At 72.0% G+C, this 22816-nt stretch carries 21 protein-coding genes and 4 pseudogenes; 20 read left to right on the top strand and 5 right to left on the bottom strand.

Features of this window, described 5'->3' with window-relative positions; translation table 11 throughout:
• Nucleotides 1-21 precede the first annotated feature (21 nt).
• From SSP08S_RS07885 to SSP08S_RS07870, 4 genes are read left to right on the top strand one after another with little or no spacing between them, the layout of a single operon-like run.
• On the top strand, nt 22-927 hold the full coding sequence (locus SSP08S_RS07885) for a DMT family protein (protein WP_019067031.1): 906 nt from the start codon (nt 22-24) through the stop codon (nt 925-927).
• A complete protein-coding gene (locus SSP08S_RS07880; RefSeq protein ID WP_019067030.1) occupies nt 924-1133 on the top strand; it encodes a Trm112 family protein in 210 nt (69 codons plus the stop codon). The genes SSP08S_RS07885 and SSP08S_RS07880 overlap by 4 nt, the downstream gene beginning before the upstream one ends.
• Complete coding sequence (locus tag SSP08S_RS07875; RefSeq protein ID WP_019067029.1) at nt 1130-2062, top strand: FkbM family methyltransferase; 933 nt, start codon at nt 1130-1132, stop codon at nt 2060-2062. Before SSP08S_RS07880 ends, SSP08S_RS07875 begins: the two co-directional genes overlap by 4 nt.
• A complete protein-coding gene (locus SSP08S_RS07870) occupies nt 1950-2540 on the top strand; it encodes a hypothetical protein (RefSeq protein WP_102133299.1) in 591 nt (196 codons plus the stop codon). Before SSP08S_RS07875 ends, SSP08S_RS07870 begins: the two co-directional genes overlap by 113 nt.
• Here the strand turns inward: SSP08S_RS07870 and SSP08S_RS07865 are convergent.
• Nucleotides 2530-3402: an ATP-grasp domain-containing protein gene (locus SSP08S_RS07865; RefSeq protein WP_019067027.1), complete on the bottom strand. Its 873-nt coding sequence runs from the start codon at nt 3400-3402 to the stop codon at nt 2530-2532. The genes SSP08S_RS07870 and SSP08S_RS07865 overlap by 11 nt on opposite strands.
• A gap of 139 nt (nt 3403-3541) precedes the next feature.
• Between SSP08S_RS07865 and SSP08S_RS07860 the strand changes: the two genes are divergently transcribed.
• From SSP08S_RS07860 to SSP08S_RS07840, 6 genes and pseudogenes are all read left to right on the top strand, one after another.
• Nucleotides 3542-4588 carry a MerR family transcriptional regulator gene (locus tag SSP08S_RS07860; protein ID WP_019067026.1) on the top strand — a complete coding sequence of 349 codons (1047 nt, stop codon included), beginning with the start codon at nt 3542-3544 and terminating at the stop codon, nt 4586-4588.
• A gap of 60 nt (nt 4589-4648) precedes the next feature.
• The gene (locus SSP08S_RS07855) at nt 4649-6091 is read left to right on the top strand and encodes an acyl-CoA synthetase (protein ID WP_019067025.1); all 1443 of its coding nucleotides are present in this window, start codon (nt 4649-4651) and stop codon (nt 6089-6091) included.
• A pseudogene (locus SSP08S_RS54995) lies at nt 6084-6806 on the top strand (carboxyl transferase domain-containing protein); the annotation flags it as partial. The gene SSP08S_RS07855 and the pseudogene SSP08S_RS54995, both read left to right, overlap by 8 nt.
• 711 nt (nt 6807-7517) lie before the next feature.
• Nucleotides 7518-8132, top strand: a pseudogene (locus tag SSP08S_RS54990) (carboxyl transferase domain-containing protein); the annotation flags it as partial.
• A gap of 194 nt (nt 8133-8326) precedes the next feature.
• The gene (locus SSP08S_RS07845) at nt 8327-9367 is read left to right on the top strand and encodes a rod shape-determining protein (protein WP_019067023.1); all 1041 of its coding nucleotides are present in this window, start codon (nt 8327-8329) and stop codon (nt 9365-9367) included.
• On the top strand, nt 9364-10785 hold the full coding sequence (locus SSP08S_RS07840; protein WP_051105873.1) for a GAF domain-containing protein: 1422 nt from the start codon (nt 9364-9366) through the stop codon (nt 10783-10785). The genes SSP08S_RS07845 and SSP08S_RS07840 overlap by 4 nt, the downstream gene beginning before the upstream one ends.
• Nucleotides 10786-11055: 270 nt before the next feature.
• Here SSP08S_RS07840 and SSP08S_RS07835 read toward each other — a convergent pair whose 3' ends face one another.
• Nucleotides 11056-11580 (bottom strand): hypothetical protein, encoded by a 525-nt coding sequence (locus tag SSP08S_RS07835; RefSeq protein WP_019067021.1) that lies wholly within the window; start codon nt 11578-11580, stop codon nt 11056-11058.
• 220 nt (nt 11581-11800) lie between these two features.
• On the opposite strand from SSP08S_RS07835, the gene SSP08S_RS07830 reads away from it, so the two are divergent.
• Nucleotides 11801-12640: an NAD(P)-dependent oxidoreductase gene (locus SSP08S_RS07830; protein WP_019067020.1), complete on the top strand. Its 840-nt coding sequence runs from the start codon at nt 11801-11803 to the stop codon at nt 12638-12640.
• 29 nt (nt 12641-12669) lie between these two features.
• Here SSP08S_RS07830 and SSP08S_RS07825 read toward each other — a convergent pair whose 3' ends face one another.
• Entirely contained in the window at nt 12670-13173 is a 504-nt protein-coding gene (locus tag SSP08S_RS07825; RefSeq protein ID WP_019067019.1) for a hypothetical protein, read from the bottom strand.
• Between the two features lie 240 nt (nt 13174-13413).
• Between SSP08S_RS07825 and SSP08S_RS54985 the strand changes: the two genes are divergently transcribed.
• Genes SSP08S_RS54985 through SSP08S_RS07810 form a run of 3 tightly spaced genes read left to right on the top strand, consistent with a single transcriptional unit; the run spans nt 13414 to nt 16322 of the window.
• Nucleotides 13414-15108 carry a GH25 family lysozyme gene (locus tag SSP08S_RS54985; RefSeq protein ID WP_019067018.1) on the top strand — a complete coding sequence of 565 codons (1695 nt, stop codon included), beginning with the start codon at nt 13414-13416 and terminating at the stop codon, nt 15106-15108.
• Nucleotides 15109-15133: 25 nt separating this feature from the next.
• Nucleotides 15134-15553, top strand: a complete 420-nt coding sequence (locus SSP08S_RS07815; RefSeq protein ID WP_019067017.1) for a hypothetical protein — start codon at nt 15134-15136, stop codon at nt 15551-15553.
• Between the two features lie 19 nt (nt 15554-15572).
• Entirely contained in the window at nt 15573-16322 is a 750-nt protein-coding gene (locus SSP08S_RS07810) for a D-Ala-D-Ala carboxypeptidase family metallohydrolase (protein WP_019067016.1), read from the top strand.
• Nucleotides 16323-16389: 67 nt separating this feature from the next.
• Here the strand turns inward: SSP08S_RS07810 and SSP08S_RS07805 are convergent, their stop codons facing one another.
• The gene (locus SSP08S_RS07805) at nt 16390-17463 is read right to left on the bottom strand and encodes a helix-turn-helix domain-containing protein (RefSeq protein ID WP_026178282.1); all 1074 of its coding nucleotides are present in this window, start codon (nt 17461-17463) and stop codon (nt 16390-16392) included.
• Nucleotides 17464-17892: 429 nt separating this feature from the next.
• On the opposite strand from SSP08S_RS07805, the gene SSP08S_RS07800 reads away from it, so the two are divergent.
• Nucleotides 17893-18303, top strand: a complete 411-nt coding sequence (locus SSP08S_RS07800; protein WP_019067015.1) for a peptidase inhibitor family I36 protein — start codon at nt 17893-17895, stop codon at nt 18301-18303.
• 154 nt (nt 18304-18457) lie between these two features.
• Here SSP08S_RS07800 and SSP08S_RS58150 read toward each other — a convergent pair.
• Nucleotides 18458-19294, bottom strand: a pseudogene (locus SSP08S_RS58150) (alpha-L-rhamnosidase C-terminal domain-containing protein); the annotation flags it as partial.
• Nucleotides 19295-19348: 54 nt separating this feature from the next.
• On the opposite strand from SSP08S_RS58150, the pseudogene SSP08S_RS60685 reads away from it, so the two are divergent.
• The 5 genes and pseudogenes from SSP08S_RS60685 to SSP08S_RS07770 all read left to right on the top strand — a co-directional run bounded on the left by SSP08S_RS60685 (nt 19349) and on the right by SSP08S_RS07770 (nt 22801).
• Nucleotides 19349-20139: pseudogene (locus SSP08S_RS60685) on the top strand (hypothetical protein).
• A gap of 118 nt (nt 20140-20257) precedes the next feature.
• A complete protein-coding gene (locus SSP08S_RS07785) occupies nt 20258-20752 on the top strand; it encodes a MarR family winged helix-turn-helix transcriptional regulator (protein ID WP_019067013.1) in 495 nt (164 codons plus the stop codon).
• Between the two features lie 172 nt (nt 20753-20924).
• The gene (locus SSP08S_RS07780; RefSeq protein ID WP_019067012.1) at nt 20925-21533 is read left to right on the top strand and encodes a DsbA family protein; all 609 of its coding nucleotides are present in this window, start codon (nt 20925-20927) and stop codon (nt 21531-21533) included.
• Nucleotides 21534-21578: 45 nt separating this feature from the next.
• A complete protein-coding gene (locus tag SSP08S_RS07775) occupies nt 21579-22388 on the top strand; it encodes an MBL fold metallo-hydrolase (RefSeq protein WP_019067011.1) in 810 nt (269 codons plus the stop codon).
• A gap of 2 nt (nt 22389-22390) precedes the next feature.
• Nucleotides 22391-22801: a nuclear transport factor 2 family protein gene (locus SSP08S_RS07770; RefSeq protein WP_043259318.1), complete on the top strand. Its 411-nt coding sequence runs from the start codon at nt 22391-22393 to the stop codon at nt 22799-22801.
• Nucleotides 22802-22816: the final 15 nt, after the last annotated feature.

Below are 22816 nucleotides of genomic sequence, written 5' to 3'. Positions count from 1 at the left end.
GGCGCGGCCGTGTGGTGGGGAGTGGCCGCGGCCCTGCTGGCGAACGTGCTGTACAGCACCGGTTTCGTGCTGGAGAAACGGGCGCTCACGGCCCTGCCCGAGGTGACGGTCCGTCAACCGGCCAGGCTGCTGCGGCTGGTGCTGGGCAGTCCGCTGTGGATCGGCGGTTCCCTCGCGCTCGCCGCCGGGTTCGGCGCGCAGCTCGCCGTGTACCGGACGCTGCCGATCGCCGCCGCGCAGGGCATCTTCGTGTCCGGTCTGGTGCTGCTCGTGCTGCTGTCGGCGCGGATGCTCGGCGAGGAGACCAGCGGCCGGGAACGGTACGCGCTCGGCGCGATCCTCGCCGCCCTGCTGATGGTCGTCCTGTCGCTGAAGGAGGGCTCGGACCACGTCAGCCGGGCCGCGCCCTATCCGCTGATCCTGCTGGTGTGCGTGCCCTCGCTGGCGGCCGGCGTCTGGCTGTACCGGTCCACCGAGCGCCGCGCCGCCAACCGGCACCGGCTGCCCACCACGGGCGTCGAATACGGCGTGGCGGTGGGCCTGTTGTACGGGGTCAGCTCGCTCGCCATCAAGGGGGTGTCGAGCTTCCTGACCACAAGTGACCTGGGCGGGGCGGTGGTCGACCTGCTGCGCTCCCCGTACCCGTATCTCCTGCTCTGCACGGGCGCGTTCGGCCTGGTGATGTCCCAGGCGGCGCTGCAGCGCTGCCGCGCCTCGCTGATCGTGCCGGTCTGCACGACGGTGACGAGCCTGTTCACGGCGGTGCTCGGCACGCTCGCGTTCGGCGAGGCGCTGCCGCACGACCCACTGCGCCTGGCCCTGCGGATCGGGGGCACGACCCTGGCGGTCACCGTCCTGCTGACCATGCCGAAGCACGACAACGCGCCTCAACAACCGGTCGAGGCCAAGGAGTTGACTCCCCCATGAACCCGGACGACCCCCTGCTGAAGATCCTGGCCTGCCCGCTCGACAAGGGCCCCCTGCACCTGCTGCCCACGGACGCCCTCTACAACCCGCGCCTGCGCCGCCGTTACCCCATCGTCGACGGCATCCCCCAGCTCCTGCCCTCGTCCGGAGAGCAAGTGACCGACGACGACGAGCACTTGGAACTCCTCAAACGGATGGCCCCATGACAACCACTCTCACCGCCCGCCTCGCGCCCCTCCTCCCCACCCGCCTGGTAGCCGCCGCCGCCCGTGCCGTCTACCCCCGCTTCGAACCCGAACTGGCCCGCCTGACCGACCTGTTGCCGCCCGACTGCGGCACGGCGGTCGACGTCGGCGGCTGGTACGGCCCCTGGACGCACCGCCTGTGGAGACACGCGCGCCAGGTCGTGACCGTGGAACCGGTCCCGCACCTGGCGGGACTGCTCGCCGCTGCCGCCCCCGCGCACGCCCGGGTGATCCCGGCCGCCGCCTCCGACCGCCCCGGCACCGCCCGCCTGTGGCTGCCGCCGGACGACGAGGGCGACCGGGGTGTGTCGTCACTGGTCCGCCGGGACATCCACGCCCGTGCCGTGCACGTCCGCTGTGTCACGCTCGACGGGCTCGGCCTCAAGGACGTCGGCTTCATCAAGATCGACGTGGACGGCAGCGAACTGGCCGTCCTGCACGGCGCGACCGGCCTCCTGGCCCGCGACCGCCCCGCGCTCTTCGTCGAACTGGAGTCACGCATCCAGCCGATCGCCCCGGTGGTGACCTATCTGTCGCTGCTGGGCTATGAGGGCTGGGTCCTCCCGGACAGGAACCGGGACTGGGTCCGGCTGTCGGCCTTCCCCCTGGAGGAGCACCAGGCCCGGACGTCGTACGTCGTCTCGCAAGGCCTGTTGCGCCGTGTCCTGCCCTTCTCCCGCGGCCCCCGTTACGTCAACTCGGTCCTGTTCCTCCCCGCCGGCCGCAGTCCCGGTGGCCGCGGCCCCGATGTCAGTGCCGTGCGCGACGATGGATCGCATGCCCGACGCGAAACGCCCCGCGAGCCCCTTCAGCCCCCTCGACTTCCAACTCGTCCTGCTGCGCCGCATGGCGGACCACAACCCGGACCTGGTCGAGGACGCCCGTCATGAGCTGGGCGTCTCGATCGCCGACATGCGCGAGGCCAACAAGCGCTGGCAGGCGATGCTGCACTCCCCGAGAGGCCGGGCCGCCGCCTCCCGCTACCGCTCGATCCTCGGCACCCCGGAATCGAGCGTGCACCGCAAGATCGGCGACCTGGAGTGCGAGGCCTGGCAGTGGCCGGTCCCGCTGTGGCCCGACCTCCGCTTCGAGGTGCTCACCGCCCCGAACGGCGCCGTATGGAACGAATGGCTGGTCCGCGCCCCCGGCGCCGCGCCCCCGCCCCTCCGCACTCTCGACGACCTGACCCCCTGGTCCTGCACGGTCGACGAGGCGGCCCGCGCCTTCGCCCCCGTCCGCCCCCTGGAGGGCACGGCCCCCACCCGCTGGGGCCTCGCCTTCACCGCGCCGGACGCGCGGGGCGTACGACACCGGTGCGCGGCCGAGTTCACGTGGGGGCTGCTCCAGAGAACGGCGGTCAGCGACTAGCGGCGGCGAGCACCGCGTCCACCACCACGGCCAACGACCCCGGATGCAGATCGAGGAAGAGGTTCGGTTCGACGAGCTCCAGTTCCATCACGCACGGCTGTCCGTCCGGCCCGTCGACGAGATCCACACGCGCGTACAGCAGTTCCGGCGCGTCCGGTACGGCGGCCAACGCCCGTTCGGCGACGGCGAGTTCGGCCTCGGTGGCGGTCCACGGTTCCAGGTCCGGGTGGGACACCTTGTCGTCGTCGTAGGCCGTGCCCCGCGAGAGCACGGCGCCCTTGCGGGAGGCGTGGACGTACCGCCCGCCGAAGAACAGCAGCGCCCGCTCCCCGCTGACGTCGACGTTCGTGAGGTACGGCTGGAGCATCGCGGTGAGCCCCTCCGCGTGCATGCGCTCCAGTTGTCGTACGGCCGTCTCGTGCTCGTCGGGTGTGTAGCGGGCGGCGAAGCGGGCGCCCGCGCCGGAGGTCGGCTTGACGACGTACTCGTGGTCGTCGGGGAGGTCGGCCGGGTCGCCGGGGGCGAGATAGCGGGTCGGTACGACGGGCACGCCGGCCGCCGCGAGGTCGCCGAGGTAGCGCTTGTCGGTGTTCCAGCGCACGACCTGGACCGGATTGGCGAGCCGCGTCGCCTTGCCGACCCGCTCCGCCCAGGCCACGAACTCGACCGGCCGCCAGCTGTAGTCCCAGGTCGAGCGGATGAGGACGAAGTCGTAGGCGCCCCAGTCGGTCCCCTCGTCGTCCCACGGCACGGCGACGGCCTCGGCCCCGGCCGCCCGCAGCGCCTCGACCAGCACCGGGAGGTCGCGGTCCTTGCTGGGTTCCGGTCCGGGGTCGTAGGTGGCGAGCGCGATTCGGGGCACGGGAGCCTCCAGCTTCGTACGGCGGTAGATCGTTTTGGCAGGGTAACCACGGCCCGCGCAACCGGGGCAACCGGATTGACCTTCACCCTCGGTGAAGCCCCAGCATCGGTGGCGGAACCGGAGAGACAGGGGGGCATGCATGAGCATGCTGACGATCGGGGCCTTCGCGCGGGCGTGCAGGCTGTCGCCGAAGGCGCTGCGGCTGTACGACGAGCTGGAGCTGCTGCGGCCCGCGCGCGTGGACCCCGACACCGGATACCGCTACTACGCGGTCGAGCAGCTCGAGCGGGCGCGGCTGGTCGCGTGGCTGCGGCGGCTGGGGATGCCGCTGGCCTCGATCCGTGAGGTGTGCGCCCTCGAACCGGCCGCCGCCGCCCGTGAGATCCGTGCCTTCTGGGCCCGGGTCGAGGCGGAGACGGCGGTGCGGCGGGATCTCGCCGGGTTCCTCGTCGACCAACTCGCGGCCGTGGCCGCCGTACCCGGAAAGGACACCACCATGCTCGAACTGCGTTACTCCGCCCACTCGGACCGCGGGCGGGTCCGCCCCGCCAACCAGGACACCGCCTACGCGGGCGCACGGCTGCTCGCGGTCGCCGACGGGTTCGGTCCGGCGGGCGGGCCCGCGAGCAGCGCGGCGGTGGAGGCGCTGCGGTTCCTGGACACCGAGGAGGTGGCGGCGGGCAATGTGCTCAATCTGCTGGAGGAGGCGGTGCGGGGCGCCACCGACGCGGTCCGTGACGTGGCCGATCCCGACGAGAACGGCACGACCCTGACCGCACTGCTGTGGACGGGCTCGCAGCTGGCGCTCGTGCACATCGGGGACTCGCGCGCGTATCTGCTGCGCGAGGGCGGGCTGTTCCGGATCACGCACGACCACTCGGTCGTCCAGTCGCTGATCGACGAGGGCCGGCTGACGCCGGAGGAGGCCGGCTCCCACCCCCAACGCGCCTTGCTGCTCAAGGCGTTGACGACCGGCGATCCCGATCTGAAACTCCACGACACCCACCGCGGCGACCGCTATCTCCTGTGCTCGGACGGCCTGACCGCGGTCGTCCCGGAGCACCGGATCCGCGAACTCCTCACCGCGGGCCGGGACCCGGAGGAGACGGTACGTTCCCTGGTCGACGCGGCCAACGCGGCCGGGGGTCCGGACAACATCAGTTGTGTGGTGGCGGACGTGGTGTAGGAACGGGGGTGTCCCTGAGGTCTGGGGACCCATGCCCCCGACGACCAAGGAGCGCACCGCGTGTCCACCCTCTTCCCGGCCCTGACGAACCCGGGCGAGCAGCCCGCCCTCAGGTTCGGTGACCGGTCCCTGACCTACGCGGAGCTGGGCGCGGCGGCGGACGCCCTCGCGGTCCGGTGCGCGGGCAGCGACCGGGTCGCCGTATGGGCCACCAACTCGCTGGAGACGGCGGTCGCCGTGGTGGCGGCACTGCGGGCCGGGGTGGCCGCGGTGCCGCTCAACCCGAAGTCGGGCGACAAGGAGCTCGGGCACATCCTGGCGGACAGCGCGCCGGCACTGGTACTGGCTGCGCCCGGCGACGAACTTCCTTCTGCGCTACGGCACTTGGAGCGCGTCGACGTCGACGTGCACGCGGTGGGGACGGCCACCGATGTCCAGGTGTCCGACGAGGACCCCGCCCTCGTCGTCTACACCTCCGGCACCACCGGCCCGCCCAAGGGCGCCGTGCTTCCGCGCCGGGCGATCGCCACGACGCTGGACGCGCTCGCCGACGCCTGGCAGTGGACCGGCGAGGACGTGCTCGTGCACGGGCTGCCGCTGTTCCATGTGCACGGTCTTGTGCTGGGCATCCTGGGCCCGCTGCGGCGCGGCGGTTCGGTGCGGCACCTGGGCCGGTTCAGCACGGAGGGTGTGGCACGGGAGCTGAACGACGGGGCGACCATGCTGTTCGGCGTCCCCACGATGTACCACCGCATCGCGGAGACCCTCCCCGACGACCCCGGACTCGCCAAGTCCCTTGCCCGGGCACGGCTGTTGGTCTCCGGTTCGGCCGCGCTGCCGGTCCACGACCACGAGCGGATCGCGTCGGCGACCGGCCGCCGCGTCATCGAGCGCTACGGCATGACGGAGACCCTCATGAACACGAGTGTCCGGGCGGACGGCGAGCCGCGCGCCGGGACGGTGGGGGTCCCGCTGCCGGGCGTGGACCTGCGGCTGGTCGAGGAGGACGGCACGCCGCTTCCGGAGTACGACGGCGAGAGCGTGGGCGAGATCCAGGTGCGCGGGCCGAACCTGTTCACGGAGTACCTCAACCGGCCGGACGCGACGGCCGCGGCCTTCACCGCCGACGGGTGGTTCCGCACCGGGGACATGGCCGTGCGCGACCCCGACGGCTATCTCCGGATCGTGGGCCGCAAGGCCACCGACCTGATCAAGAGCGGGGGTTACAAGATCGGCGCCGGTGAGATCGAGAACGCGCTGCTCGAACACCCCGGGGTGCGCGAGGCCGCCGTCACCGGTGAACCGGACCCCGACCTGGGCGAGCGGATCGTGGCCTGGATCGTGCCGGCGGACCCCCAATCCCCGCCGGAGCTGGCCGAGTTGGCCGACCACGTGGCGAGTCGCCTGGCCCCGCACAAGCGCCCCCGAGTCGTCCACCACCTCACCGCGCTCCCCCGCAACGACATGGGGAAGATCCTGAAGCGCGCCCTGACCCATGACTGACCGCCGGTCCGCCCGCGAGATCCTGGCCCTCGTCGCGGACGACTTCGCCGAACTCCCTCACCCCGTAAGGGAGTCGACGCCCGACGGCCCCCTCGCCTGGCAGGGCTACGACGCCTCGCGGGCCCGCGCCGCCGACCGCACCGGCGAGTCGGAGTCGGTGGTGTGCGGTACGGCGACGGTCGGGGGCACGCGGGCGGTGCTGATCGCCTTCGAGTTCGGCTTCCTCGGCGGCTCGCTGGGCCAGCGCACCGGGGACCGGCTGGAGTCGGCGTACACGTATGCCCGTGAACACCGGCTGCCGGTCGTGCCGTTGATCGCCACCGGCGGCAGCCGGATGCAGGAGGGCATGATCGCCCTCACCCAACTCCAGCGCGTGGCACGCCAGTCGGCGCTCACCAGAGAGGCGGGGTTGGCGCAGATCGCGGTACTGCGCGACCCCACCACGGGCGGCGGCTGGGCCACGCTGGGCGCGGGCGCCGACGTGATCCTGGCCCTCCCCCGCGCCCAGGTCGGCTTCGCGGGCTCCCGCGTCCGCCCACCGGACGCGGACCCCACGGCATACACGGCCGAGGCCCAGGTCGCTGCGGGCGCGGCCGACGCGATCGTAGAACCGGGGAAACTCCGCGAAACCCTGGGGAGCTGGCTACGACTGCTGACCACTCCGTGGGAGGGGCAGGCGCCGGTGCCTGCGGCGCTGGGGCGGTCGGGTCTGCCGACGGCCAGGCGGGAGGACCCGGCGCTCGCCGCCGACGCGGACGGCCCGGCACCGACCACCCACCGCGCCCGATCGGCCCCGCACGCCAAGGGCACTCCCCCGCCGCCCGGTCCCGAGGCCGCGACACCCACCCCCGACGCGACCGACCCACCGGCGTCCACGCACGAAGCCGCGCAGCACACCCCGACCGCGCGGGAGAACGCGCCCACCCCCGGCGCCGACGACCCACCGCCGACCGAGCGAAAAGCCGCGCCACACACCTCGACCGACCTCCCGACGACCGGACAGAAAGGCCCGTCACCCACCCTCGGCCCGGCCGACCTGCCGGTGCCCGCGCACGAGACCGTGCCGCACACCCCGGCCGCGCGAGAGGACACACCACCCGCCCTCGGCGCGACCAACCCACCGGTAGCCGGGCGGAAAGCCGTGCAGCACGCCTCGACCAACCTCCCGACGACCGGACGGGAGAGTCCGTCACCCACCCTCAACCCGGCCGACCTGCCGGTGCCCGCGCACGAGACCGCGCAGCACACCCTGGCCGCGCGGGAGGACACGCCTACCCCCGGCGCCGGCGACCCACCGCCGACCGAGCGAAAAGCCGCGCCACACACCTCCGCCGGCCTCCCGACGACCGGGCAGGAAGGCCCGTCGCCCGCCCTCGACGCGACCGGCCCACCGGCGCCCGCGCACGAGACCGTGCCGGACACCTCGGCCGGTCCGCCGGCCACCGGCTGGGAAGCTGTGCAGCGTGCCCGTGACCCCCAACGCCCGCGCGCCGAGCGCTACTTGGACAGTTACTTCACGCACCGGCTCGCGATCAGCGGGGACCGGTGCGGTGGTGTCGACGCGGGGATGCTGTGTGGGTTCGGGGAGCGGGCGGGGCGGGCCGTCGCGTTTGCCGCGCAGGCGGGGACGGCGACGCGGCCGGCCGGGTATCGGACCGCCGCGCGGCTGATCCGGCTGGCGGACCGGCTCGGGGTGCCGGTGCTGACGCTGGTGGACACGCCGGGCGCGGCGAACGACGCCGAGGCGGAGCGGGAGGGGGCGGGGGCGGCGATCGCGGACCTGTTCGGCGCGGTGGCTTCCGCCCGGGTTCCGGTCACCACGCTGCTGATCGGCGAGGGCGGTTCCGGGGGTGCGCTGGCGCTGGCCGCGCCGGGCAACACCTGGGCCACGCCGGACAGTTACTTCTCGGTGATCGCCCCCGAGCTCGCCACCGCGATCCTGAAGCGGGCGCCGGCGGAGACGGAGCGGACGGCGGACCAACTCCGGGTCCGGCCCGAGGACTTGGCGGAACTGGGGGTGATCAGGACCCGGCCCGTGTGAGCGACGGGCTGTCATGAGGGCGCCCTCCAGCAGTCTTTACACGTTCCTTACTTCAGACATAACAGACAAATACCCCCATTCAGCGGCACCCCGCCCGGCCCACCACAAGGCGCGCCGACCGCCCCGCCCCCGCACGATGCGATAAGAGGCCCGCCGCCCGGCGACGCCCCGGTCCGCTCTCGGGAGAACCTTCCATGACCGTCAGTCTGGAGCAGTTGCGACGCTGCCATTTCGCCGTCGACCTGGGAGCCGCCCGCACCCGTGTCTACGTCAAGGGCGCCGGGCTCGTCGTCGACCAGCCGTCCGCCGCCGCCGTGAACACGCGGACCGGCGCGCTGATCGCCGTAGGAGAGTTCGCGGAGAAGATGACGGGCCGTACGCCCGACTACATTCGCGTGGTCAGGCCCGTCTCCGGCGGGACCGTCGTCGACATCGAGATGGCGCAGCGCATGCTGCGGCACCTGATCGGCGACAAGGTGCGCCGCGCGCTGCGCCGCAAGCCCCGGCTGCGGGCCGCCGCCTGCACCCCGCACGACGCCGATCCGCTGGCGCAGCGGGCCGCGATCGAGACGCTGGTCGGGCTCGGCGCGCGGCGCGTCGAACTCGTCGACACCCTCATCGCCGCCGCCGTGGGCTGCGGACTGCCCGTCGAACGGCCCGAGGCCACCATGATCATGGTGTGCGGGGCCGCCGCGACCCAGGTCGCCGTGCTCTCCCTCGGCTCGATCGTCACCGCCGAACGCATCCCGGTGGGCGGCGAGGCCGTCGACCACGCGATCGTCCAACACCTGCGCCACGAGCACGAGTTGATGCTCCCGAGCCAGTCCGTACGACCGCTCCAGCTCGCGCTGTCCGGCAACGGTCTCACCCCGCACGGCCCGGCCCTGACCGAGATCCACGGGCGGGACGTGGCGACCGGTCTCGCCCGTTCCGTGCAGGTGGACACCGCCGCCGTACGGGACGCGATCGAGACCCCGCTGACCGCCGTGCTCGACGGCATCGGCCGGGTGCTGCGCAACTGCCCGCCGGACCTGGTGGCCGACCTCGCCGACCGCGGGATCATGATGGTCGGCGGCAGCGCCCTGCTCCCCGGCCTCGACCAGATGCTGCGCGCGGCGACCGGCATGCCGGTGCACATCGCCGAGCGGCCGGACGTGTGCGCCGTACAGGGCCTCGGTTACATGCTGGAGGGCAAGATCGAGCCGCTGGTCCTGGACCCGCTGGCAACCGCCTGAGCCCGGAACCGGACGGCCCGCGCGACGGCGTCCCCGACCTCTCCCGCCTCCTCGAAGCCGTCCTGAGCGTCGGTTCCGAGCTCGAACTGCGCACCACCCTCCAGCACATCGTGGACGGCGCGGCCGAGCTGACCGGCGCACGGTACGCGGCGCTCGGCACGACGGACCCGGGGCAGGACGGCCTCACCGAGATCCGCACCGGCGGGGCCGAACCGCCGCCCGAGGGCGTGCTCAGCGTGCCGATCCACGTCCAGGACGAGGTGTTCGGCCACCTCCACCTCGCCGGGAAGCGGCCCGCCGCCCCCTTCACCGCCGAGGACGAACAACTGCTGCACGTCCTCGCCGCGCAGGCCGGCATCGCGATCGGCAACGCCCGCCTGTACGAGACGGCCCGGCAGCGCGAGCGCTGGATCGAGGGCGCGGCGGCCGTCACCACCGCACTGCTCACCGGCGAGCGGGCGGCCGGCGCGCTGACGACGGTCGCCGAGGGCGCCCGGGCGCTGGCCGACGCCGCGGCGGGGGTGATCCTGCAGCCCACCGAGGCGGGCGGCATGGAGATCGTCACCGCCTCCGCCTTCGAGGACCCGGGCGACATCGTCGGCACGACCATCGCGCCCGGCAGCCCCGTCCTGGTCCAACTCCTGGGCGGCGAGCCGGTGTTCATCGACGACTCGGCGACCGACCCGCGCATGACGACGCATGTACGGCACCGGTTCGGTCCCAGCATGATGCTGCCGCTCCAGGCCGAGGGCCGTCTCATCGGCACGCTCGCCCTCCCCCGCCGCCCGGGCGACCGCCCCTACACGGCCGTAGAACGGTCGCTGGCAACGCAGTTCGCCTCCCAGGCCGCGCTCGCGCTGGTCCTGGCCGACGCGCAGCACGGCCGGGAACGCCTCGCCGTCTACGAGGACCGCGACCGTATCGCCCGTGACCTGCACGACCTGGTCGTCCAACGGCTCTTCGCCACCGGCATGTTGCTGGAGTCCGCGCAGCGCAGGGGCGGACCGGACGACCCGGCCCACGACGTCGTCGGACGCGCCGTCGACGAACTCCAGTCGACGGTCCAGGAGGTCCGCACGGCGATCTTCGCCCTGCAGCAACCACCGGCGGAGGCGCCAACGAGCCTGCGCGGCAAGGTACTTCGGGAGGCGGCGGCCACCCTCGCGTTCCAACCGTCGACCCGTTTCAAGGGCCCGGTGGACACCCTCGTCCCCGATCAGATGGCGACCCGGCTCCTCGCCGTCCTGCGCCGCGCCCTGGCCACCGCATCCCGCCGACCCGACGTCTCCCGCCTGGAGATCACGGTCGACGTGACGACTCCGCTGCCGGACGGCCGGGACGCCGTACGGCTGAGGGTGTACGACGGGGCGGGCACGACAGTGAGTTGGCGGTCGCCCCTGCGGCCGGAAGGTCAGTAGGGCAGGATCCGCCCCGACGGCGTCCTGCGGTCGATGGTGTCGTCGCGGGGCGCGGCGGGCCGGCGAATCACGCGAACACGGATCTGTCGGTTCATGGCGCCCTCCCGAGGCTCATATCTCCTATGCCCCTCTCCTATGCCCCACACTCTTCCTCGCGACGCCCAAGAACATCGCCCTTGCGGAGGCACTTGGCCTGCCTCCCGAGAAGGAGCAGGGAGGGGCCGGCTACTCCCGGGGGAGGAGACCGGCCCCTGAGTCATGCGGGGGACATCAGCTCAGGCCGAGGTCGGACAGCGCGGTCGTCCAGTCGTCGAGGATCGCGTTCCGGGCCTGGGAGAGCGTGACGGTGCCGGCGCAGACGGCCTTCTTGAGCTTGTTCTCGACGGTGTCCTTGTTGGCGGCGGTCTTGGTGCCGTACTCCGGCTCGGGCCAGAGGTTGAGCGCGCTCTTGGGGGAGCCGCCGAGTTCGAGGGGGACGAAATGGTCCTCCTCGTAGTCCGAGGTGCTGGTGTCGGTGTAGCCGTACTCGACGATCTGCGTCTTCTTCAGCGCGGTGGTGTAGGAGCTGGACGGCCGGACGGTCGCGGTCCACCCGGAGACGCAGATCGTGGTGTCGATGGTGGACTGGGTGACGTCCGGGTTGAAAGCACCGGGCTGGCAACTGGGGTCGGGGAGCGGGAGGTAGGCCTGACTGCAGCTCTGCGCGTGCGCGGTGCCCGCGGCGACCGTGAGGCCGGCGGCGGCGAGGGCGAGGGAGGAGAGGGCGGTGACCAGGGAGCGGGATATTCGGGGCATGGGGGGGATCTCCCGTAGTGGTGCCCGGCAGGGATTCCGGGCGGTCGTGAGCATGACAGCACCGGGATCATCTATGCGGGTAGAGCCCTTTGCCGGTCCCGAAGATCCATTTGTTGAATGTTTCAGTAAGCCGGGGCCTACGGAGGGCAAGTCATGGCCCGCGCTTGGTTGTCGGCACCGCGCACCGGCCCGGTCGCGGGCCCCGCCTAACGTGGGCCCCATGACCACGTTGACGCTTCTGCATCCCGGCGCCATGGGCGCGAAAGTCGGCGGCCAGGCGGCCCTTGCGGGTGCCCGGGTGCTGTACGTCCCGACCGGCCGCGGCGCCGCCAGTCTCCAACGGGCCCGGGACGCGGGCCTGGAGGCCGCCGAGTCCCTCCAATCCGCCCTGGCGGCAAGCGACTTCGTGCTGTCGGTGTGCCCTCCGCACGCGGCGGAGGACGTGGCGCACCAGGTCCTCGCCCACCCCTTCCGGGGCGTGTACGTCGAGGCCAACGCGATCAGCCCGGACCGCACGAGGCGTATCGCGGCGGCGTGCGCGGAGCACGGCGTGCCGATGCTCGACGGCTCGATCGTCGGCGGCCCGCCGGGACCGGGCAGCGCCCCGCGCCTCTATCTGAGCGGCGACGGGAAGCAAGTGGCCGGGGTGGCGGCGCTGTTCGAAGGCACCCAGGTCCTGGCCCGCCCCCTCGACGCCGGGATCGGTGCCGCGTCGGCGCTGAAGATGTCGTACGCCTCGTTCCAGAAGTCGGCCCGGGTGCTGGCCGCCGTCTCGCACGCGCTCGCCGCGAGCCACGGCGTGGCGGCCGAACTCGCCCTGGAGGCAAGCACGTTGAGGTCCAACATCCTCGCCGAGACCGGTCAGCTGCCGAGCGTCGCCGCCCGGGCCTGGCGCTGGGCACCGGAGTTGGAGGAGATCGCGGCGACCCTGCGCACGGCGGAACTGCCGCCGGACCTCGCGGAGGGCGCGGCGAGCGTGCTGCGCCGGTGGGCCGACGACAAGGACCGGTTCGACCTGCCGCTGGCGGAGGTGCTGGAGCACCTCCGCACGGAGGGGTGAGTCAGGAGACTTCCGCTCAGAGGGCCGGCTCAGGAGGCCGACGCCTGGGGCCCGAAGGAGGGCGACGCCGCGGGCCCGACCCCGCTCAACTCCTGTACGGTTCCGCCGAGTCGGGCCCGGAACCCCTCCAGCAGCTCCGGCCGCGCACTGACGACCCAGCGGGTGCCGACGAGGTACTTGCCGCCGTAGACAGCCGCGGTGTCCAGCCAGGTCACCTTGAACCGCTCCTCCGGGAACGTGGTGATCCGGTACTCGCCCTGCTTCGTACGGCACTGCCCCTCACGCAGTTCCTCCGCCTCGATCCGGATCTCGGCGGTGCACCCGGTCAGCCCGGCGATCACCTCGACCTTCGCGGGGGCGACCACGCCGGCTTCGGGGGCGGCGGTCACCGCGGTCGGCCGGCGTTTCTCCTCGGCGGCGTCCTCTCCCCCGCCGCACGCCACGGCCAGCGGGAGCAGGGCGAGCGCCGCGCCGTGGCGCAGCCGGGCGGTGTGTCCTCGATGCGGGTGCTGGTGCTGTGTCTGGTGCGTCACGACAGGGGATACGGGCACCCACCGGCGACCGTTCACGTCGTCGCGGTTCCTCGCCGTCGCGCCCCCGCTCCGCCTCCCGTGTCCCACGCCCGTCCCAGCGGTGCGGCGTCCCCGCAGGTCACAGCCGCGCGACTGTCCCGGCGTCCCGATCCGGAGCGGGAGGATCCACCGCCGGACGGCCGCTGCCAGCATGACCGGAGGCCGGGGGCTCCCGGCCACTCACCAGAGGGGGAACACCTGATGGGACAACGGACGCTTCTGCGGGGTCTGACCCTCGCCGTGGCAGCGCTCCTGCCCCTGTACGGGCCCGCGGTGGCGCAGGCCGCGGAGTCCGCTGCCACCGCCGCGGTCGCGGTCTGCGGGCACACCGGCGCACAGCCCACGCTGCAGCAGGGATCGACGGGGGACGCGACGGTCGAGGCGCAGTGCGAGCTCAATCTCGCGACGAAGCCGAGCAAGTACACGCCGATCGCGGCGGACGGCTCGTTCGGGCCGGCGACGGCGACGCGCGTCAAGGAGTTCCAGCGGTGCGCCGGTCTCGGCGTGGACGGCGTGCTGGGCCCGGGGACCTGGGCGGCGCTGAACACCTGGGCCGCCCAGCCGCACACCTGCGCGACCCCGGGCACGTCGGCCACCGCGCAGCCGGCCGTGTGCGGCCACACCGACACCCGCCCGACGCTGCAACAGGGCGCGAAGGGCACCGAGGTCATGGAGCTCCAGTGCCGGCTGAACCTGGCCATGGAGCCGTTCCACTACGCGCCGTTGACGATCGACGGCGACTTCGGGGGCGGGACCAGGTCCCGTGTCGTCGAGCTCCAGCACTGCGCCAACCTCAGCGCCGACGGCGTCGTGGGCCCCAACACCTGGGCGAAGCTGGTGGACTGGTCCGGCCGCAACGCGTACTGCACGCCACCGCGCCCGGCCGGCTACGCGATCGACGGCCTGGACACGGCCAAGTACCAGCACCCCGGCGGCGCGCCGATCGACTGGAAGGCCGTGAAGGCCTCGGGGGTCGAGTTCGCGACGGTCAAGGCCACCCGGGGCCTGAACGTCACCGACGAGTACCTCGCCACCGACCTCGTGGCCGCCAGGGCGGCCGGGCTGGCCGTCGCGCCGTACCACTTCTACACGGGCACCGCGGCCGACACGGGTGGGGCGCAGGCCGACCGGTTCGTCGCCGCCGTGCGGGCGACCGGCTACACCGGGCAGCGCGCGGGCGACCTGCCGCCGGTCTTCGACCTGGAGCGCATGGACGACGGCAGCGGACGCTGCCCCACCTACGGCACGGTGGGCGACGCCAAGGCCTGGCTCGACAAGGTGGAGGCGGCGTTCGGCCGTACGCCGGTCATCTACACCCAGAAGTCCTTCCTGGACGACTGCCTCGGCTCGACCACCGCCTTCGCCCGGTATCCGCTCCAGCTCGCGGACTACCGCACGTCGATCACCCAGCCGCCGCTGCCGGCCGGCTCGACGACCTGGGCGATGTGGCAGTACACCGACGCCGCGCTCTTCCCGGGTGTCGAGGCACCGGCGACCGGCGACGTGTTCAACGGCACCCAGGCCGACCTGGACCGGCTGGCCAACCGCACCTCGGCCCTCACGGTTTCGGCGCCCGCCGCCGCGGCCGACTCCGCCGCGGCCGCGACGAGTTGCTACGGCGGAGCCGTCACGGTGCACTACGGCGACGTGCTCGACTTCGGCCCGTACTGGACCACGAGCCGCTGCAACGACATCAACATGCGCGTCGTCGGCGGCGACGCGGAGTACGTGGTCGCCTGCGTGAAGTTCGCGAAGACCGGCGTCTGCAACCGCTGGACCAAGGTCGGCCGGAGCTGGACGACCATCGCCACCGACGTCCTGGACGACACCAAGTTCACCGTGCCCAACGGCGTGGATCTGGAAGGCAGTTCCGCCACCATCCAGATCGCCTTCTGACCCCCGCACCCGAACGGAGACCACCATGACCGGAAACAGGGCGTTCGCCTCGGCTCTGTTCGCCGCGGCCGCGCTGCTGGGCGTGGGCGTCGCACCCGCCTCCGCGCAGTCCTCGGCCACCGCGACCAGCTGCTACGGCGGCGCCAAGACCCTGACGTACCACTACTCCACGTCGCCCGTGTCCTACGGCACCTATACGACGTCCTCGCGGTGCAACGACATCAACATGAGGCTCCTCACGGACAGTCCGGCCGGGGTGTTCCTGTACGCCTGCGTGGTGTTCGTCGACCACACGAGCAAGTGCAACAACGACGACACCTACTCCCTCCACGGTACGGAATGGGCGACCGTCGCCACCGACGTCAAGGACGGCACCCATTTCGTCCTGCGCGTGGGCCCCTACGACACCGACGCGCAGAACGTGACGTTCCAGATCGCCTACTGACCTCTTTGAAAGGACGACCATGACCTCCTCCTTCCGTCCCATGAACCGCCGCACCATGCTGCGCGGCACACTGGCCGCCGGCGCCGGCGTCGCCTTCGGTCAGCTGCTGTTCTCCGGTGTCGCACAGGCCTATTCGTGGTCGCGCACCCTGGAGCAGGGCGCCACCGGTGCCGACGTGACCGAGCTGCAGATCCGGATCGCGGGCTGGGCGGCGGACAGCGCAAGCCACAGCCGGGTGAGCATCGACGGGGACTTCGGCCCCGGTACGGCGGCGGCCGTGAAGCGGTTCCAGACGGCGTACGGCCTCACCGCCGACGCCAGCGTCGGACCCAACACCCAGGCGAAGCTCAACGCGCTGGAGCAGTCGGACGGCTCCACGCTCCACTTCAACTGGAGCGAGTTCGAGAACCAGACAGGCGGCGGCTTCAGCGGCGGCAAACTGAGCACGGCGCAGGTGAAGGAGAACGTCCGGCGCTGCATGTACAAGCTGGAGGCGCTGCGCAAGAAGCTGGGCGACAAGCCGATCACGGTCAACTCCGGCTTCCGCAACATCGCGCACAACGCCGACATCGGCGGGGCCAGCGACAACATGCACCTGTACGGCACGGCGGCCGACCTCGACGTGCCCGGCGTGGCCACCAAGACCGTCTACCAGAAGGCGGAGACCTGCGGGTTCTCCGGGCTGGAGACGTACACCGTCGACCACCAGCACGTCGACAGCCGGGCCGACCTCGGCCGCGACTGGTGGTGGGAGGACGGCACGGTCTGACACCGCTCCCGGGGGAGCGGAGCTCCGGGCGTCGCCGCGCGGCGGCACCCGGAGCTCCGGGCCGACTTCAGCTCTTCGGTGTGCTCGTCGGTGAGTTCTTCAACGCCGCCTCGCAGGAAGGCCAGTCGTGGAAGTCGCGCTCGGCGCTCCACAGCCGGTGGGCGGCCTTGATGTTCCACTCGGGGTCGAAGGCCCGCAGCGGGGTGCCGCCGAGTTCCGACAGGCGGCGGTCGGAGATCTGGAACACGCCCCAGTTGCGGCTGCCGTTGGTGTTGGGAAGTACGTACAGCGGGTCGAGGAACGACGTACAGCGGGCGATGGCCACGGCGGTGTCGGGATCCTCGGCGAACACCTGGCGGATCAGCTTCGTCACCTTGGCCGGCGACCAGGTCGTCATGCTCACCTTCTGGGCGTAGAGCGCCTTCTTGGTGGCGTCGTCGACCACGTTCGTGGCCGGCAGACCCGCCAGCACCTGGAACGCGGTCAGTCTGCGCAGGGTCTCCGGCCCGAAGTCCCCGTCGACGGCGAGCTTGCCCTTCGCCCGCAGCAACAGGGTCTGCAACTCGCGTACGCACTCGTCGTGTTGCCCCATGCTCACCGACTGGCACGCGTGGGAGTACAGCAGTTCGCCGTCGTCCGCCGACGAGTCACCGCCGGAGTCCCCGGGCAGCCACACGAAGCCGGCCACCAGGACCACCGCGACCACGGCGGCGAGGATCGCGAAACGGGAGGACAGCTTCTCCTGCAACCGGGACCGGGGCGGCTTCCCGCCCTCGTCGGGGGTGATCTCCGGCGGGACGACGTCGTCGTCGAGCGGGGGGCTCGCCGGCGCGGGCGCGACAGGCTCTTCGGGCGCGGGACCCGCCTCCGGCGCGGCCGTGGCCGATACGTCCCGGTCGGCGTCCGCCAGCGCCCACAGCCGGTGGAGTTCGCGGAGCTCCTCCCCGCTGGCGCCGCACACCTTGGCGAAGGCGTGCACCACCCGGTAGTCCGTCGGGACACTGAGACCGGAGCAGTACCGATGCAGACTGGACCCACTGACGCCCGCCTGCTTGCCGAGGCTGTCGTAGCCCCGGCCGCTGCGGTCCTTCAGCATCCGAAGACAGGCGGCGAACTTCTCGGTCTGCGGAGAGGCAACCACACAACCACCCTTGCTCAAACCCCTACTGACGGGTAGAAGCTACACGGCCGGAACGGCACGTGTGCGGCCTTTCACAGTCGGTGAACTCACCAACTCCCATGTGAACGACGGTATTTGACACTGCGTCAATATCTTCGGCGGTCGGCGGTCGGCTGTCAGCCTCAGGACGAGCCCCCGGCTGCCGCTGCCGATGGCCTCCGGTGACACGCGCACCGCCCGGTGCAGCCGCCTCACCTCCGGTCCCGGGTCGGCACCGGGTTCTTCGCCCGGCCGTTCCCGCAGGACGGCGAAGCAGGCGCGTACAGGTCGGACAAGATTTCGACAAGGTCGCGACAAGGTCGGCATTCCACGATCCGTGCACGCACCACCGAGGGGCCGGCCCGAGACGTGTTCTCCGCCGGAAGGATCGCTCACGGGAAAGGACCATGAATGAACGTCACAACACGCACAGTCCGCAGGACTCTGAGCGCGGCCGTCGTCGCCGCCACGGTGGCGGCCCTGGGCCTGCTGGCACCGGGTTCGGCCGAAGCCGCCGCGAGTTGCCCTTCCGGCAGCCTGTGCGTCTGGGACCAGATCAACTACACGGGAAACCGCTGCAGTTGGAGCAACGCCGACAAAGACTGGACCAGCGAGCCCGTGGTGTGTTCATGGGCCGACGACCGCAACGTCAAGTCGGTCTACAACAACGGGACTTCGTCCTCGTACGAGGGGGTCGGCCTCTATTCCGGAGCGAACTACTCGGGGTATCTGGGCTGCATAGGACAGGGCGTGAAGGGCCCCGGCGTCAGCGGCGGCCCCGGCCTCAAGGTGCTGTCCCACAAGTGGCTCGCCAGCTGCTGAGTCCGGACACCGGAAGAGGGTGAGCACAGCACGGGCCCAGCGCCCGGTGGGGCCGTCACGGGGGGGGCGGCCCCACCGTCGCCGATGCGAGTCATGACGGCAGCAGGCCGCCGCACCCACGGATCCGACCGGTGAGCAGCGGAGTCCCTTGCCGGAGGAGCCGGGCGGTCAGGTGGTATCGGCCCGAGGGCAACCTGTACGAGGCCACGCCGTCCTTGTGGCCGGGGAGACGCACCCCGTCCACTCGGGCCGGCGGAGTCCGTCCCGAGTGGACGGCATCGGCGGAGACCGCGGAAAGCCGCAGCGTCGCCTCGCTGTCGGCGGGCACGAGCGCGTCGTACACGAGGCTCCCGCCTCCGTCCTCCGTCTTCCACTCGCTCCTGATCTCGCCGTACGGCGACTCGTGGGAGCCCGGAACCTGCGTGATCCTGCCGGTGGGATCGACGTGGGGTCGCAGGACGAAGTGCTTGACACCGGGGCTGTCCGGGTCGCGGGCGATGCCGGCCATGCAGGCGTACATCCACTCCATGATCGCGCCGTAGGACGGCAGGGCGTCCTGGTGGAGCAGCTGGTACGCCAGGTCCGCGCGCCCCTCGTCGGTGAGGCCGGAGGCGAGGACGTCGACGCCGAGGAAGCCGACGGACAGCGCGTTCTCGGCGCACCTGACCCGGCTGCTGTTCGGGTGCGCCGCCTTGTAGGCCGCGTCGCTGCCGATGTTGTCCGCCAACAGGCCCACGAGCGTGCGGCGTTGGGCCTCCCTCTCGTAGAAGCCGAGCTTGAGGACCCAGAGCGGCGCGGTCTGGCTGTTGTCCTCCGTCTTCCGGTCGGGGTCGGAGCCCGGTTCGATCGGGGAGGCGTCGCCGAGGCCGGACCTGACCGTGACCGTGCCGCCCGCTGTGCTCAGGTACTTGGTGATGAACGCCTGCCCGATGCGTCCGAACAGCCGGTCGTACGCCGCGCCTTCGGCCGTCCGGTGACCGACCGCGGTCGCCGGTCCCAGCGGTGCATGAAGCGCGCGGTCTCGCCCGGGTAGGCGAGGAGCCGCGTGTCCGGGAACTTGTCCTCGAAGGCGACTCGCTCCACGTCCGACCAGGCGGAGTCGTCGAACCCGTGCGCCGTCCGGCCCGGCAGTTCCATCCGGGCGTCGCAGGTCTGGCTGATCGTCGACTACAGCAAGTACCACGACGTCCGCGTCGACAACCAGTTCGCCACCGACACCCTCGTCCCGGACCTCGTCCAGTTCCAGACCCTCCAGGACTTCGACCGCTGGAAGCAGCAGGGCCGCCTCCTGCACTGCAAGCCCGCTGGGTTCTCCAAGGTCCACGACGCGTTCAAGGATCCGCAGGGCGCCTGGGTGGCCACCGGGGCGATCGCCTTCAGCTTCCTGTACGACACGGCGACGGTCGGCGGGACGACGCCGCGGTCCTCCACCTCTTCTCGTTGTACGCCCGCACGTACGGCTGGGACTGGGTGGCCCAATTCGCCACGCAGGACGTGCAGTTCGGGCGGGACAGCAACTCCCCGGGCGACGCGGTCTTCGGCGGCCGGAAGACGATCGGCGTCGGCACCGCGGGGTCCGCCGTCAGCACTTCCCCCGTGACATTCGCCATCGGCGCCGGGCACCCCTTCATGGCCTGGGGCCAGCGCACCGACGTCACTCCCCCTGCCGGACTGAAGCGGATCCGGGAGTATCCGAACGCCCACGTGGACGGTTTCCCGCGCTTCATGTTCGACCGTGCCGCGGTCGAACGCTGGAAGCAGACCTCCGCCCTGTACTTCGGCGAGGTCAAGGGCGACCCGACGCCCGGCCGGCTGGGACTGCGCCCAGGGGTGTAGCCCTGGGGCGGGCGCGCCGGCCGGTGCCGCGCGACCGCGCCCGCCGGACCTGACACCCTGCCGCCCCGGGCATGATCGGTACGGTGATACCCGGGACGGCAGAAGGGGCGGCGAGGCCGTGAGCGAGCAGGCGGGCATCGGTACGGCGAAGGAGGCCGCCGACCACGAACTGATCCTCGCGTTCGGGCGGCTCCAGGGGGCGGCCAACCGACTGGAGTACATCCTCGGGCGGGCCCTGGAGGAGGAGTGCGGGATCAGCCATCTCATGTTCGAGGTGCTGCTGATCCTCGGACGGGCGGGCGCACCGGGCATGTCGATGCGGGCCATCGCCCAGGAACAGGTCCTGACCACGGGCGGCGCCACCCGGCTGGTGGACCGGATGGTGGCGGCGGGACTCGTGGCGCGCACCGACTCCCCCGAGGACCGGCGCGCGAAGCTGGTGCGACTCACGCCGCTGGGTGAGGAGACGGCGGTGCACGCGTCCCAGGTGCACGTGGCGAACATCAAGCGGTACTTCGTGGCACCGCTCCCCGTCGAGGACCGCGAGCGGTTCGCGGAGGACCTCCGCATCCTCAGCCACACCGCCCGGGACGTGCTGCCCCGGCTGCCCTGACCTGCGGACCGGCGACCGCCCACCTGCGGGCGGGCGACTGCCCGATGCAATGACCACAGCTCCACCCGTGTGTCCCACCTCACACCCATCCGGAAATACCTGACTAGTCAGTTACTGTTTCGTCAGACGAATGCCCGCACCAGGTGGGCAGGACACGCCTTCGAGGTCATCCATGAAGCTCGTCTACGTCTTCGACGCCTACTGCGGCTGGTCGCACGGATTCTCCGGAACGCTGAGCGAGGTCGCCTCCCGCCATCCCGAACTGCCGGTCGAGGTCGTCTCCGGCGGCCTGTTCACCGGGTCGCGCCGGGTGCCGATCCGCGAGTTCGGCTACGTCCAGGGCGCGAACGCCAAGATCGCCGAGCTGACCGGCGCCGAGTTCGGCGAGGGCTACGAGCGGCTGATCGCCGACGGCTCGTTCGTCATGGACTCCGAGGCCGCCGCCCGCGGTGTCGCCGCCCTGCGCCAGGTCGCCCCCGACCGCGCGGCGGAGCTGGCCGCGGCCCTCCAGACCGCCTTCTACGTCGACGGACGCAGCCTGTCCGAGGCGGCGACCTACCGGACGGTCGCCCAGGCCGCCGGGCTCGACGCGGACGCCGTCGTCGCCGCCTTCGAAGCGCCCGAGGCACAGACCGCGGCCCACGCCGACTTCCGCCGCGCGGTCCAGCTCGGCGTCACCGGGTTCCCCACTCTGCTGGCCGTCGACGGCGACTCCGTCACCCCGCTGGCCTACGGCCAAGCCACCGCCGACGAGGTCGACGCACGCTTCTCCGTCCACTGATCTTCCCCTGCCCCCACTCCATCCCCTGTGCAAAGGAGCCCCCGCATGAGCAGCCTCTCCTTCAAGGTCCTCGACCTCGACTTCCCCGCCGGCAGCAAGAACAAGACCGCCACGCTCGTCACCGGCGAGCAGGAGGCGCTGCTGGTCGACGCCGCCTTCACGCGCGCCGACGGCCACCGCCTCGCCGCCGAGATCCTCGACTCCGGCAAGAAGCTGACCACCGTGTTCGTCAGCCACGCCGACCCCGACTTCTACTTCGGCGCCGAGGTGATCGCCGACGCCTTCCCCGACGCGACGTTCGTCGCCACCCCGCTCGTCATCGAGCACATCCGGCACTCCTACGAGGGCAAGCTCAAGGCGTGGGCCGCGCTCGGCCCGAACCTCCCCACCCGCCTGGTCGACCTGACCCCGCTGACCGGCGATGCCCTGACCCTGGAGGGCCACCGCTTCCAGCTCAAGGGCGGCCCGGCCGGCCTGCCCGACCGCCACTACCTCTGGCAGGCCGAGCACCGCGCCCTCCTCGGCGGCGTCCTGCTCTTCCAGCAGGAGCACGTCTGGGTCGCCGACACCCCCACCCCGGGCGACCGCGCGTCCTGGGTCGACCTGCTGGACGAAATGGCCGCCCTGAAGCCGGAGTTGGTCGTCCCCGGCCACCGGCTGCCCGGCACCGCCGCCGACGCCTCCGCCATCACCGCCACCCGCGACTACCTGCTCGCCTTCGAGGAGGAACTCGGCAAGGCGGCCGACGGCGCCGCGCTGACCGAGGCACTGGTCGCCCGCTATCCCGACAACGGGATGCTGATCGCCGCCCAGATCGGCGCGAAGGTCGCCAAGGGTGAGATGAAGTGGGGCTGACCATGGCCGAGTTCGCTACCTCCACCGCCCCCGCCGACGTCGTACGCCGCCAGTACCTGGGCTCCGCCGCCGGCGACCTCGAAGCCCTCCGCGCCACTCTCGCCCCCGACGTGGAGTGGACGGAGATGGCCGGCTTCCCCCTCGCCGGCACCTACCGCACCCCCGACGGGGTCACGTCCCACGTGATGGAGAAGCTCGGCCAGGACTGGGACGACTGGACCGCCCACGACGACACCTACGTCGTCGACGGCGAGAACGTCGTCGTCCTGGCCCGCTACACCGCCGTCAACAAGTCCACCGCCAAGGCGATCGACGTCCGCGTCGCGCACCACTTCGTCGTACGCGGTGGACTCATCGTGCGCTTCGAGCAGTTCGTCGACACCGCGCTTGTGCGCGACGCCATGACCCCCTGAACAGACGGGAGTTCC

This window comes from Streptomyces hokutonensis (assembly GCF_000376565.1).
In the GTDB taxonomy this organism is placed as follows: domain Bacteria; phylum Actinomycetota; class Actinomycetes; order Streptomycetales; family Streptomycetaceae; genus Streptomyces; species Streptomyces hokutonensis.
This window is presented reverse-complemented; position numbering and strand designations above follow the sequence as displayed.